Origin of the sequence: Janthinobacterium sp. KBS0711 (assembly GCF_000988085.1) — a bacterium.
Taxonomy (GTDB): Bacteria; Pseudomonadota; Gammaproteobacteria; order Burkholderiales; family Burkholderiaceae_D; genus Janthinobacterium; species Janthinobacterium lividum_E.
In genome coordinates this window covers 1-12,886 of sequence record NZ_LBCO01000006.1, presented here as the reverse complement: position 1 = coordinate 12,886, position 12,886 = coordinate 1, and the positions used below count along the sequence as shown (strand labels likewise).

Here is a 12,886-nt window from a genome sequence, read left to right as displayed (position 1 = left end):
GGCTCGGTGCCTTGGCGGCAGGGGCCGGCGCGGGAGCCGGCGCGGGTTGCGCCTGGCGTGGCGCAGCAGCCGGCGCCGGCGCTGGGGCCGGTGCGGGCGCCTGGCGGCCCACGTTTTGCGACTGGCGGCCAAACGAACGGCCACCGCCCATGGGACGGGCCAGCGCCTCGCCCAGCATGGATACCGTGGTCGCGGCCAGCATCATGCCAACCATAAATTTCTTCAATTTCATTCCATCTCCTAAAAACACCAACGTTGATGCATTACATCTTGATACCGGTGTGCAAAGCGGCAATGCCTGCCGTCAAATTGTAGTACTGCACGCGTTCCAGACCCGCCGTTTCCATCATGGTCTTCAGGGTTTCCTGGTCCGGATGCATGCGGATCGATTCGGCCAGGTAGCGGTAGCTTTCCGCGTCGCCGGCGATTTTCTGTCCGAACCACGGCAAGACCGAGAACGAATACAGGTCGTACGGCTTTTGCAGGGGCGCCGCCACCTTGGAAAACTCCAGCACCAGCAGCTTGCCGCCCGGTTTCAGCACGCGGCGCATTTCCGCCAGCGCCACATCCTTGTGCGTCATGTTGCGCAGGCCAAAGGCCACGCTGACACGGTCGAAATAATTATCGGGGAATGGCAGTTTTTCCGCGTCACACAACATGGTGGGGGTGAGCAAGCCGCGATTCAAGAGGCGGTCGCGGCCCACGCGCAACATCGATTCATTGATATCGGTCAGCCAGACTTCGCCGGTAGGACCCGCCTGCTTGGCAAACGCCTTCGACAGGTCGCCCGTGCCGCCTGCAATGTCGAGCACCTTGAAACCGGGGCGCACGCCCGCATTGGCAATGGTGAACGTCTTCCACAGACGGTGCAGCCCGCCCGACATCAAGTCGTTCATCACGTCGTATTTGGCAGCGACGGAATGGAACACCTTGGCGACTTCGCGCACTTTGTCGTCTTCTGCAACTGTTTTGTATCCGAAATGGGTCGTATTGGTCATGGTAGGCAGTCTGTTTGAACTTGGGAGCATTATACAAGCGGCAGGCGCATTTCCCCGTGACGCCGGAGAAGGTATTGCCTTTCCACTGCATTCGAAGCCAGCATTGCTGCTTGGGCATACGCCGCCAGCGCCCCCGGCCGGTCGCCCTGGCGGCGCAGCAAGTCGGCCCGGGCCGCGTGCAGATAATGCGATCGCGCCAGGCTGGGCACGGCTTCCAGGCGATCCAGCCACGCCAGCCCGTGTGCGGCCCCATGCGCCATGGCGCAGGCGATCACGGCATTGAGCAAAATCAAGGGTTCCGGCTTGTGCCGCAGCAAAGCGCCGTACAGGGCGCTGATCTGGCGCCAGTCCGTCTGCCCGGCCGCGGGCGCTTTGGCGTGCAAGGCGGCAATGGCCGCCTGCAACTGGTATGGCCCAGGCGCGCGCGCCGGCAAGGCCAGTTCCAGCAGCGCCAGTCCCTCGGCAATCAAGTCTCCCTGCCACAGGCGCCGGTCCTGCTCTTCCAGGGTCAGCAAATGCCCCTCGGGCGACAAACGGGCCGGGCCGCGCGACGCCTGCAGCAGCATCAGGGCCAATAGCCCCTGCACTTCCGGCTGGCCCGGCTGCAGGATGTCCAGCAGCAGCCCCAGGCGCAGCGCCTCGGCGCACAGGTCCGCGCGCAGCAGGGTGCCGCCGCCGCTGGCGCAATAGCCTTCGCTGAACACCAGGTAGATTACGTGCAGCACCTGCGCCAGCCGTTGCTGCAGTTCTTGCTCCGGTGGCAACTCGAAAGGAATGCGCGCTTCGGCGATCTTGCGCTTGGCGCGCAACAGCCGCTGCGACAGGGCCGTTTCCGCCACGCCGAAGGCGCGCGCGATTTCGCCCGTCGACAACCCGCACAGGGTGCGCAGGGCCAGCGCCACCTGCGCCTCGGGCGCCAGCGCGGGATGGCAGCAGATGAACAGCAGGCGCAGGCGGTCGTCCCCGATGGCAGGCGCCTCTTCAATCACGGGCGCAGGCAGGCCGGAGAACACGGCCTCGGCCTCGGTGACGCTCTTGCCCGCGCGGCGCACGTGATCGAGGCCCGCATTGCGCGCCACGGAACTGAGCCAGGCGGCGGGATTATCGGGGATGCCCGTGCGCGGCCACAGTTCCAGCGCCTTGCGGCACGCTTCCTGCAACACATCTTCCGCCAGGCCCAGGTCGCCGAAGCGCCGCATCAGGCCGGCCAGCACCCTGCCCTTTTCCTGGCGAAAGACGTGCTCGACGGCCGCAACGGCGTCGCCGGCCATGCTCAAGCCGTCACGGGCCGCACTTCGATGGCGCCCAAGGAGGCCACCGGGCAACGCCCGGCCCAGGCCAGCGCCTCGTCCAGGTTGGCGCAGGCTAGCAGATAGTAGCCGCCCAGCTGCTCCTTGGTTTCCGCGAACGGCCCATCCGTGATGACGGTCTTGCCATTGCGCACCCGCACGCTGGTGGCGCTGCCCACAGGCGCCAGCTCGGCCCCGCCGCGCAGCACGCCGGCCGCCTCCAGCGCCTGCGTATAGCTGGCAAAGTCGGCCATCAGGCTGGCCATCTGCTCGTCTGGCATGGCGGCATAGCGCGCCTCGTCGGCGTAGATCAGGATCATGTATTCCATAGTCTCTTCTCCAAAAGAAAAATGCCCGCAAGCGCGGGCATTCATACGACGAACGGGGCGGCGGCAATCCGACAAGATTACCGCATTTATTTTTCCTTAATGCTTATGCCCGCAGCTCGGTCCGTGGACGTGGCCGGAAGATTGCTTGACCGTCATGTCGGCCTTCGCGTCGCGGCCGCTGTCGCCGGGATAGCCGGCTGCCGCCAGCTGGTCCAGGTAGGCTTGCCACAGTTTGTCTTTTTCCGCGCCCAGCTTGTACAAATATGCCCACGTGTACAGGCCGGAATTGTGGCCATCGCTGAAGGTCGGCTGGACGGCGTAGTTGCCGACCGGTTCCAGGCTCGTGATGCCGACCAAACGCTTGCCTAACTGCAAGGTTTCCTGGCCCTTGCCATGGCCCTGCACTTCGGCCGACGGCGAGTACACGCGCAGGTATTCGAACGGCAACGCAAATTCGCTGCCGTCGTCGAACGCCACGTCGAGCACGCGCGACTGGTTGTGCACGGTCAAGCCGGTGGGTTGCGGTGTTGCTGCTTTTTCAGTCATGACGATACTTTATGCGGATAAACGTTGAATGATGGCGTCGCGCAAGGCCGGCAGCAGGGCGCGGCGCGCGGCCAGCACCTCGGGCGCCGTCTCGCGCTGCACGACAGCCCAGCTGGGGTTCGGGAAATGCGCGTCGTCGCGGTAGCGGGGAATCACGTGCCAGTGCACGTGCGGCGTCATGTTGCCGAAACTGGCCACGTTGACCTTTTCCGGCTGCATCACTTCACGCACGGCCAGCTCGACTTGCCATACGACTTCCATGACGTAGTTGCGCTCGCCAGGCGTCAAGTCCGTCATTTCCTTCACGTGCTTGTTCCAGATCACCCGGCAAAATCCGGGATAGGCGGTGTCATCGACGGCCACGACGGACAGCCGCTCGCTGCGCCACAGCAAGGTCTCCAGACCCTGCTTGTTGGCGTAGCCGTCCAGCAGTGTGCACAGATCGCAGGTCACACGAGCACCCGTTCAATGCCGCCGTCATTGGCGCGTTTCACGTAATCCGGCATCCAGTTCTCTCCCAGCAAGTGTTTGGCGATCTCGACGACGATGTAGTCGGCCGTCGTGCCCGAATCGTCATTGTAGCGCGAGAGTCCTTGCAGGCACGAAGGGCAGCTGGTGAGGATTTTCACGTCGCCCGTAAAACCGTCGTCGCGCAGCTTGTCGGCCCCCTTGACCATCTCTTCTTCCTTGCGGAAACGCACTTGCGTGGAAATGTCGGGGCGCGTGACGGCCAGCGAACCCGATTCGCCGCAGCAACGGTCATTCTTCTCGATCTTCACGTTGTCTACCGTGCTGATCAGGGAATTGATGGTCTTGCCCGATTCCTGCAGCTTCATCGGATTGTGGCATGGCTCGTGGTACATATAGCGCGTGCCGTTGACGCCTTCCAGCTTGACGTTTTTCTCCAGCAAATACTCATGGATATCCATGATGCGGCAGCCGGGGAAAATCTTCTCGAACTGGTACGTCGCCAGCTGGTCGTAACAGGTGCCGCACGAGACGAGCACCGTCTTGATGTCCAGGTAATTGAGCGTGTTGGCCATCCGATGGAACAGGACGCGGTTGTCCGTCATCATCTTCTCGGCCTTGTCGAACTCGCCCGCGCCCCGCTGCGGATAACCGCAGCACAGGTAGCCAGGCGGCAAGACCGTCTGCACGCCCACTTCCCACAGCATCGCTTGCGTGGCCAGGCCCACTTGCGAGAACAGGCGCTCCGAACCGCAACCAGGGAAGTAAAACACGGCTTCCGTATCGGCCGTCGTCGTCTTCGGATTGCGGATGATCGGAATGACCTTGTCGTCTTCGATGTCGAGCAGCGCGCGCGCCGATTTCTTCGGCAGGTTGCCCGGCATCTTTTTGTTGATGAAGTGGATCACCTGCGCCTTGACGGGCGGCTTGCCCGTCGATGGCGGCGGCGCCTTGGTTTGCTTCTTGGCAAATTTCTTCAGCAAATCGTGGCCCAGGCGCTGTGCCTTGTAACCCCAGCCGATCATGACCTTGCGCGTGGCGTTGATGGTCACGGGATCGGTGGCGTTGAGGAACATCATCGTGGCCTTGGTGCCCGGATTGAAGCTCTTCTTGTCCATCTTGCGCAGCAAGTTGCGCATGTTCATCGACACGTCGCCGAAGTCGATGTTGACCGGGCAAGGCGTCACGCATTTATGGCAGACCGTGCAGTGGTCGGCCACGTCCTCGAACTCTTCCCAATGCTTGATGGAAATACCGCGGCGCGTCTGCTCTTCGTACAGGAACGCTTCGATCAGGGACGAGGTCGCCAAAATTTTATCGCGCGGCGAATACAGCAAGTTGGCGCGCGGCACGTGGGTCGAGCACACGGGTTTGCACTTGCCGCAACGCAAGCAATCCTTGACGCTGTCGGCGATGGCGCCGATATCGCTTTGCTGCATGATCAGCGATTCGTGTCCCATCAGGCCAAACGATGGCGTGTAAGCATTGCGCAAGTCGGCACCCATGCCTGGCAGGTTCAGCAATTTACCCTTGTTGAAACGGCCTTCCGGATCGATGCGCTGCTTGTAGCTGCGGAAGTCGCCGATTTCTTCTTCCGTCAGGAATTCCAGCTTGGTAATGCCGATACCGTGCTCGCCGGAAATGACGCCATTGAGCGAACGGGCCAAAATCATGATGCGGCCTACGGCTTCGTGGGCATCCTGCAGCATTTCGTAATTGTCCGAGTTGACGGGCAAGTTCGTGTGCACGTTGCCGTCGCCAGCATGCATGTGCAGCGCGACAAACACGCGGCTACGCAAGATGCGCGCGTGAATCGCGGTGGCCTCGTCGAGGATCAGCTTGAAAGCGGCGCCGTTGAAAATCTGGCGCAGCTGGGCGCGGATTTCCTGCTTCCACGTGATACGCACGGTGCGGTCCTGCACCACGTCGAACAGGGTGGCGTCCGGCTGCGTTTCCAGGCGCGCATCGAACACGGGCAGCAAGCGCTCCATGCCCAGTTCAGCCAATTCAGCCTTCGCGTCGACCAGCGGACGGTCGAGCTGGGCCAGCAGATAGGTCCAGCGTGCCGTGACTTGCGCCAGCAACTGCTGCGCCTGCTCGGCGCGGTCGCCCAGCATTTCAGCATCGTCCACGCGGTCGTCCGATGCATCGTCGCTCTTGCCGATTGGCAAGTTACCCTTGGCAAAGAACGCGCTCAGGGCGTCAGCCAGTTGCAGCTTGTTCTTGATCGACAGTTCGATATTGATGCGCTCGATGCCATCCGTGTATTCGCCCATGCGGTTCAGGGGAATGACCACATCTTCATTGATTTTAAAAGCGTTGGTGTGCTTGGCGATCGCCGCCGTGCGGGCACGATCTAACCAGAATTTCTTGCGCGCTTCCGGGCTGACGGCAACAAAACCTTCACCCACGCGGGTGTTGGCAATACGCACCACTTCCGACGCCGCTTGCGCGACGGCATTTTCATCGTCGCCGACGATGTCGCCAAACAGGGCCATCTTCGGCAACACGCCCCGCTTCGACTTGGTGGCGTAGCCGACGGCGCGCAGGTAGCGCTCGTCCAGATGTTCCAGGCCCGCCAGGCGCAGGGTCGTGTATTGCTCGCCTTTCGCCGGCAAGCCGTCCAGGTAATCCTTGATTTCCACGATCGACGGGATCGCGTCGCGCGCCTGGCCGAAGAATTCCAGGCAGACGGTGCGGGCGAATTTCGGCATCTTGTGCAAAATCCAGCGCGCCGACGTGATCAAACCGTCGCAACCTTCCTTCTGGATGCCCGGCAAGCCGGCGAGGAACTTGTCCGTCACGTCCTTGCCCAGGCCCTCCTTGCGGAACTTGCGGCCAGGAATTTCCAAAATTTCCGTCTTGAACGGCGCGTTCGGTTTTGTCGCGTCGCGCGTGCTCGGGTGGCGCCATTCCAGCTGGAAGCGTGCCAGTGCGATATCGTGGATCTTGCCCAGATTATGGTCGAGGCGGGTGACGTCGAGCCAGTCGCCGTTCGGGTCGACCATGCGCCACGAGGCTAGGTTGTCCAGCGCCGTGCCCCACAACACGGCTTTCTTGCCGCCCGCATTCATGGCGACGTTGCCGCCGATGCACGAAGCGTGGGCCGAGGTCGGGTCGACGGCAAACACGAAACCGGCCTTTTCCGCCGCTTCCGACACTTTATTCGTGATCACGCCGGCGCCCGAATTGATCGTCGCGTATTCATGCGTCAAGCCCGGCAAGACCGTCATTTCCACAGCGCCCAGGGTGATGAGTTTTTCCGTGTTGATGACGGCCGACATCGGCGTCAGCGGAATCGCGCCGCCCGTGTAGCCGGTGCCGCCGCCGCGCGGGATGATGGTCAGCCCAAGCTCGATACAGCCTTTGACGAGGCCGGCCATTTCTTCTTCCGTGTCCGGCGTGAGCACGACGAACGGGTATTCCACGCGCCAGTCGGTGGCGTCCGTCACGTGCGACACGCGCGTCATGCCGTCGAAGCGCACATTGTGTTTTTCCGTGTAGCGGCCCAGCACCTTGACCGTGCGCTTGCGCAAGTCGTAGGTCTTGCGGAATTCGTCGCCAAAGTCGGCCACGGCCTTGCTGGCCGCCTTCAGCAGCAGCTCCACGTTGGCGCTGCGCGCCTTGGCCACTTCCGGCGCTTCGCCGGCCGCCAGCGCATCGCCGCCGGCCGCATCAATGGACAGGCGGCGCTTGTCGACTTCGGCCAGGCGGTGATGCAAGGCATCGATCAAGCCCTGGCGGCGCTTCGGATTGTCGAGCAAGTCATCCTGCAGGTAGGGATTGCGGCGCACGACCCAGATATCGCCCAGCACCTCGTACAGCATGCGGGCCGAACGGCCCGTCTGACGGGCGCCGCGCAGCTCGTCGAGCAGGCGCCAGGAGTCCTCCCCCAACAGGCGTATGACGATCTCGCGATCGGAAAACGACGTGTAGTTATACGGGATTTCGCGCAGGCGGCTTGCTGCGGGACCATTCGGCGTTTCTGCCAGTAAAGCTTGGATTTGTGCGGGAGCGTTCATGGAGTGTGGTGACGATATAGACTGGACCCTAAAGGGCCATTTTATCTTATTGCGCCGCACCATGCGGGAACAGCCTTATGCCGCCCAAGGTTTAAGCACCTCATCCGCCCCCATAGCAAATACGGAAAAGCCTTCTTTTACATGAATAAAAAACCAGTTTCCATGATTTTTTGACGCAAAAATGCCAAGAATTGACCTCTACTGCAAACTATCGACCTGCCCGAAAATGGGGCAAACTGGCGTTGCAGGCAGTCCCATTCAGGCCAGCATCTGGCCGATCCGGTGCCATACGCCATCGGGCACGTACAGCAGCAAGCCCGTCATGGTCAGGTAGCGCGCGCACTTGCCGATGGCCATGTAGGCCACGCTGGGCCAGAACGGCAGCTTGAGCCAGCCAGCCAAGGTGCACAGGGGGTCGCCCACGAGCGGCAGCCAGGCCAGCAGCATGGTCTTGGCGCCATAGCGGGCCAGCCAGCGGAACCAGCGCGTGTCACGCTCCTTGGCGAAAGCCTGCTTGGCCCGGTAGCCGAGCCAGTAGTCGACGATACCGCCCAGGGTATTGCCCAGGGTGGCCACGCCGATGGCGGCCCAGAATAGCGCGGGATTGGCCTTGATGACGGCAAACACGGCCGGCTCCGAGCCGAGCGGCAGCAAGGTGGCGGAAATAAAGCTGATCAGAAAGACCGATGTCAGCCCGACTTCCGGTGCTGCGATCAGCTGCAGCAGCCAGGCGATTGCGGATTCGATCATGGAACACTTCGCGATGCAGTAAGGCTCTCCATTATAATGAAGAGCAGCCTGGGCGCCGCACACATCGCACCGGCCGGCAAAGGCATACCCGCCCGCAGTTCCACAGAGCATTATTGTCGCCAGGCTATCCGCCGCCGCGCCGCCGCTATCGACAGACACGCTCCAGACCCTTTCTGGCCCAGAATCACTTGCTTGCAGACTATGAACATCGACTACCTCAAGAAAATCCTGACCGCCCGCGTCTATGACGTCGCCACCGAAACGCCGCTGGAACTGGCCCCTGCCCTGTCGCAGCGCCTGAACAACCAGATTTACTTCAAGCGCGAAGACATGCAAAGCGTGTTCAGCTTCAAGATTCGTGGCGCCTACAACAAGATGTCCAAGCTCAGCGAAGCGGAACGCAAGCGCGGCGTGATTTGCGCCTCGGCCGGCAACCATGCCCAGGGCGTGGCCCTGTCGGCCGCGCGCATGGGTTGCCGTGCCGTCATCGTCATGCCGACCACCACGCCGCTGGTGAAGGTCGAGGCGGTCAAGGGACGGGGTGGCGTGAACGTGGAAGTGGTGCTGCACGGCGAGTCGTACACGGATGCCTACAACCATGCCCTGACCCTGGAAAAGGAACAGAAGCTGACCTTCGTGCACCCGTTCGACGACCCGGACGTGATCGCCGGCCAAGGTACGATCGGCATGGAAATCCTGCGCCAGCACGCCGGCCCCATCCACGCCATCTTCGCCCCCATCGGCGGCGGCGGCTTGATCGCCGGCATTGCCGCCTATGTGAAACAGATTCGCCCCGACATCAAGATCATCGGCGTGCAAAGCGTCGATTCGAACGCCATGGCCCGCTCGCTGAAGGCCGGCGAGCGCGTGACCTTGAACGACGTGGGCCTGTTTGCCGACGGCACGGCCGTGCGCCTGGCCGGCGAGGAAACCTTCCGCCTGGTGCAGGCGTATGTCGATGAAATCATCACGGTCGACACGGACGCCATCTGCGCCGCCATCAAGGATGTGTTTACGGATACGCGTTCCATCCTGGAACCGTCCGGCGCACTGGCCGTGGCCGGCGCCAAGGCCTATGTGGAGCGGGCCAGCCTGTCGAAACACCCGATCAACAACGAAACCCTGGTCACCATCGCCAGCGGCGCGAACATGAATTTCGACCGGCTGCGCTTTGTCGCGGAACGGGCCGAACTGGGCGAATTCCGCGAAGCCGTGTTTGCCGTCACCATGCGCGAACAGCGGGGCAGCTTCAAGCGCTTCTGCTCGCTCATCGGCGCGCGCAACGTGACGGAATTCAATTACCGCATCAGCGATGAAAAAGCCGCGCACGTGTTCGTCGGCATTCAAATTGCCGACCGGCATGAATCGAGCGTGCTGGCGAAGACCTTCGAGGAACACGAATTCAAGACCCTGGACCTGACCCACGACGAGCTGGCCAAGTCGCACATCCGCCACCTGGTGGGTGGCAAGAGCCGGCTGGCGCAGGACGAACTGCTGTACCGCTTTGAATTCCCCGAGCGCCCGGGCGCGCTGATGCGCTTCCTCGACAGCATGGCGCCGAACTGGAATATTTCCCTGTGCCATTACCGCAGCCAGGGCGGCGACGTGGGCCGCATCCTGATCGGCCTGCAAGTGCCGCCCGATGAGATGGGAGAATTCGCCCGCTTCCTCGATACCCTCGGGTATCGTTACTGGGATGAGAGCAGCAATCCTGTGTATAAACTGTTCCTCGGTTAAATGGCGAATTCACCCCGGTATTTGTACTGGGGTGAAATAGGCTACCATGCGTCCTTGACTGAATTCACGCCACACGACCATGACCACCACCAACGACCTCGCCGAACTGTCTCCCCTGGGCAAAAGCTCCGCCTACCGTACCGATTACGCGCCGGAACTGCTGTTTCCCATTCCCCGCCAGGGCAAGCGCGACGAGCTGGAGCTGCACGGCACACTGCCGTTCTTTGGCCTCGATATCTGGAATGCGTATGAACTGTCGTGGCTGAACCAGCGCGGCAAGCCGCAGGTGGCCATCGCCAAGGTCAGCGCGCCGGCCGATTCGCCCAACATCATCGAATCGAAATCGTTCAAGCTGTACCTGAACTCGTTCAACCAGACCAAACTGGACAGCCCCGATGCACTGCTGGCCCTGCTCAAGCAGGATTTATCGAACGGTTTCGGCGCCCCCGTGCAAGTGGAACTGACCTTGCAGGAAGATTTCGGCAAGCTGAAGATGGGCGAATTCAACGGCGTGCTGCTGGACCGCCTGGACCTGGAAATCACGCAATACACGCCCTCGCCGCTGTTGCTGAAAGCTGCCCTGGATGAAGCGCCGGTGGAAGAAAAACTCGTCTCGCACTTGCTCAAATCGAATTGCCTGGTGACGGGCCAGCCCGACTGGGGCAGCGTGCAGATCGAGTATGCGGGGCCGCAGATCGACCAGGAAAGCCTGTTGCGCTACCTGATCGGTTTCCGCGAACACAATGAATTCCACGAGCAATGCGTGGAGCGCATCTTTGTCGATATCTTGCGTCAGTGCAAGCCGCAAAAACTGTCCGTGTATGCGCGCTATACGCGCCGCGGCGGCCTCGATATCAATCCATGGCGCAGCAACTTCAGCACGGGAGCGATGCCGGGCAATCTGCGCAACGCCCGTCAGTAACAACCAAGCACCTCCAGGCAAACAACAAAACCATGCCAGCAGGAATGTTGGCTGTGTTTTAAAACAACGTTGCAGTAGTGCCGCAGAGCATGTCACAGACGCTGAAAAATCGGAAAATCGGCATTCGGCGGCGGAAAAACCGGCGCGCCGCGTGTTTTTAATCAAGAAATAGCCGATACACGCCGATGTTATATTTTTGCTAAAATGATGGCCACGTGGGCTGTAGCGTCCACTGCGCCCGCAGCGGGCGTATACTGTTGAGAATTGGCGTTACAGGCCGCCGAAACAGGCCTATAATTCGGCTCGCAAGCCCTCTGCGCATTGCACCATTTCATTGAGTGTCATGACTAATCTTAGCAAAATATTATCCCTCGAAAACGTCCTGCTGGACCTGGAAGTCTCGAGTAAAAAGCGCGCCTTCGAGCAAGCCGGCCTGATCTTCGAAAACAATTACGGCATCGCCCGCTCTACCGTCTCGGACAATCTGTTTGCCCGGGAACGCCTGGGCTCGACTGGTCTGGGCCATGGCGTGGCCGTGCCGCATGGCAGAGTCAAGGGCAGCAAAACCTTGAAATCGCCGCTGGGCGCCTTCGTGCGCCTGGCCGAGCCGATTCCCTTCGAGTCGCCCGATGGCAAGCCCGTCAATCTGCTGTTTTTCCTGCTGATTCCCGATCATGTCACCCAGCAACATCTGGAAATCCTGTCGGAAATCGCCGAAATGTTTTCCGATGATGCCTTCCGTACGGCGCTGGCCACGGATCCGGAACCGAAATCCGTGCATTCGCGCATCGTCAATTGGCAACCCAGTCTGCAAGCGGCGGGTTAAACTTCAGGTATTCCTCCACTCCTGAAGAAGACTGCCATGTTGCAAACGCCGCTGACGATACAACGCCTGTACGACGATAATCGTGAAAGTCTGCAACTGGGCTGGTTCGCCGGCTTCCCCGGCGGCGAGCGCCTGATCTCGGGCGACGTCTCGTCGGCCGCCGACCAGGTGGGCCACTTGAACCTGATCCATCCGGGCCGCATCCAGGTCTTCGGCCACCAGGAAATCAACTACTACCAGCGCCTGAAGGTCAACACGCGCACCCACGTGATCGGCGAGCTGATCGCCGGCGGCCCGCCTGCGCTGATCATCGCGCAAGGCCTGGAAACGCCGCCCGACATCCTCGCCATCTGCGACGAGCAAAACATCCCCCTGTTCTCCACCCCGCTGCCGGCCGCGCAAGTGATCGACTTCCTGCGCGTCTACCTGTCCAAAAAGTTGGCGCAGCGCATCATCATGCATGGCGTGTTCATGGACGTGCTGGGCGTGGGCGTGCTGATCACAGGCGATTCGGGCCTGGGCAAGAGCGAGCTGGGGCTGGAACTGATTTCGCGCAGCCACGGCCTGGTGGCCGATGACGCCGTCGAATTCTCACGCATCGCGCCGAACATGATCGAAGGCCGCTGCCCGCCCCTGCTGCAAAACCTGCTGGAAGTACGGGGCCTGGGTTTACTCGACATCAAGGCCATCTTTGGCGAAACGGCCGTGCGCCGCAAGATGCGCTTGAAACTGATCGTGCACCTCGTGCGCCGCAACGCGCTGGAAGAAGAAGTCGAGCGCCTGCCTTTCCTGTTCCCCACGGAAGACGTGCTGGGCTTACCCGTGCGCAAGGTCGTCATCCCCGTCGCCGCCGGCCGCAACATCGCCGTGCTGCTGGAAGCGGCCGTGCGCAATACGATACTGCAGCTGCGCGGCATCGATACCTTGCAGGAATTCATGGAGCGGCAACGACTCGCCATGAGTGGCGATTAATGTTGCCAAGGAGTTCGCCCTTGCAAG

Annotated in this window: 11 protein-coding genes and 1 pseudogene; 4 read left to right on the top strand and 8 right to left on the bottom strand. The window is 61.5% G+C overall.

What is annotated here, in order from left to right:
• The 8 genes and pseudogenes from VM94_RS28805 to VM94_RS02945 form a co-directional block, all read right to left on the bottom strand.
• Positions 1-232: pseudogene (locus VM94_RS28805) on the bottom strand (hypothetical protein); the annotation flags it as partial.
• A gap of 31 nt (positions 233-263) precedes the next feature.
• Positions 264-998, bottom strand: a complete 735-nt coding sequence (gene ubiE, locus VM94_RS02975; protein WP_034778407.1) for a bifunctional demethylmenaquinone methyltransferase/2-methoxy-6-polyprenyl-1,4-benzoquinol methylase UbiE — start codon at positions 996-998, stop codon at positions 264-266.
• Between the two features lie 29 nt (positions 999-1,027).
• A complete protein-coding gene (locus tag VM94_RS02970; RefSeq protein ID WP_046682124.1) occupies positions 1,028-2,269 on the bottom strand; it encodes an RNA polymerase sigma factor in 1,242 nt (413 codons plus the stop codon).
• Between the two features lie 2 nt (positions 2,270-2,271).
• Complete coding sequence (locus VM94_RS02965; RefSeq protein ID WP_046682123.1) at positions 2,272-2,616, bottom strand: YciI family protein; 345 nt, start codon at positions 2,614-2,616, stop codon at positions 2,272-2,274.
• A 96-nt stretch (positions 2,617-2,712) separates the two neighbouring features.
• A complete protein-coding gene (locus VM94_RS02960; RefSeq protein WP_046682122.1) occupies positions 2,713-3,162 on the bottom strand; it encodes a gamma-butyrobetaine hydroxylase-like domain-containing protein in 450 nt (149 codons plus the stop codon).
• Positions 3,163-3,171: 9 nt separating this feature from the next.
• Positions 3,172-3,615, bottom strand: coding sequence for an HIT family protein (locus tag VM94_RS02955; protein WP_046682121.1), 444 nt, complete (start codon positions 3,613-3,615; stop codon positions 3,172-3,174).
• Complete coding sequence (locus VM94_RS02950) at positions 3,612-7,652, bottom strand: DUF3683 domain-containing protein (RefSeq protein WP_046682120.1); 4,041 nt, start codon at positions 7,650-7,652, stop codon at positions 3,612-3,614. Before VM94_RS02950 ends, VM94_RS02955 begins: the two co-directional genes overlap by 4 nt.
• Before the next feature lie 258 nt (positions 7,653-7,910).
• The gene (locus tag VM94_RS02945; RefSeq protein ID WP_046682119.1) at positions 7,911-8,402 is read right to left on the bottom strand and encodes a YqaA family protein; all 492 of its coding nucleotides are present in this window, start codon (positions 8,400-8,402) and stop codon (positions 7,911-7,913) included.
• 201 nt (positions 8,403-8,603) lie between these two features.
• Here VM94_RS02945 and ilvA point away from each other — a divergent pair, with 201 nt between their 5' ends.
• From ilvA to hprK, 4 genes are all read left to right on the top strand, one after another.
• The gene (gene ilvA, locus VM94_RS02940; protein WP_046682118.1) at positions 8,604-10,139 is read left to right on the top strand and encodes a threonine ammonia-lyase, biosynthetic; all 1,536 of its coding nucleotides are present in this window, start codon (positions 8,604-8,606) and stop codon (positions 10,137-10,139) included.
• Between the two features lie 79 nt (positions 10,140-10,218).
• Positions 10,219-11,061 (top strand): NADPH-dependent 7-cyano-7-deazaguanine reductase QueF, encoded by an 843-nt coding sequence (queF, locus tag VM94_RS02935; RefSeq protein WP_046682117.1) that lies wholly within the window; start codon positions 10,219-10,221, stop codon positions 11,059-11,061.
• 343 nt (positions 11,062-11,404) lie between these two features.
• Positions 11,405-11,887: a PTS sugar transporter subunit IIA gene (locus VM94_RS02930; RefSeq protein ID WP_034753339.1), complete on the top strand. Its 483-nt coding sequence runs from the start codon at positions 11,405-11,407 to the stop codon at positions 11,885-11,887.
• 36 nt (positions 11,888-11,923) lie between these two features.
• Entirely contained in the window at positions 11,924-12,859 is a 936-nt protein-coding gene (gene hprK, locus VM94_RS02925) for an HPr(Ser) kinase/phosphatase (protein ID WP_034753337.1), read from the top strand.
• Positions 12,860-12,886: the final 27 nt, after the last annotated feature.

Bases quoted from the DNA above. Each gene is read 5' to 3' on its own strand.
- hprK (WP_034753337.1), top strand. From the start codon at position 11,924: ATGTTGCAAACGCCGCTGACGATACAACGCCTGTACGACGATAATCGT.
- queF (WP_046682117.1), top strand. From the start codon at position 10,219: ATGACCACCACCAACGACCTCGCCGAACTGTCTCCCCTGGGCAAAAGC.
- VM94_RS02965 (WP_046682123.1), bottom strand. From the start codon at position 2,616: ATGGAATACATGATCCTGATCTACGCCGACGAGGCGCGCTATGCCGCC.
- VM94_RS02930 (WP_034753339.1), top strand. From the start codon at position 11,405: ATGACTAATCTTAGCAAAATATTATCCCTCGAAAACGTCCTGCTGGAC.
- ubiE (WP_034778407.1), bottom strand. From the start codon at position 998: ATGACCAATACGACCCATTTCGGATACAAAACAGTTGCAGAAGACGAC.
- ilvA (WP_046682118.1), top strand. From the start codon at position 8,604: ATGAACATCGACTACCTCAAGAAAATCCTGACCGCCCGCGTCTATGAC.
- VM94_RS02960 (WP_046682122.1), bottom strand. From the start codon at position 3,162: ATGACTGAAAAAGCAGCAACACCGCAACCCACCGGCTTGACCGTGCAC.
- VM94_RS02945 (WP_046682119.1), bottom strand. From the start codon at position 8,402: ATGATCGAATCCGCAATCGCCTGGCTGCTGCAGCTGATCGCAGCACCG.
- VM94_RS02950 (WP_046682120.1), bottom strand. From the start codon at position 7,652: ATGAACGCTCCCGCACAAATCCAAGCTTTACTGGCAGAAACGCCGAAT.
- VM94_RS02970 (WP_046682124.1), bottom strand. From the start codon at position 2,269: ATGGCCGGCGACGCCGTTGCGGCCGTCGAGCACGTCTTTCGCCAGGAA.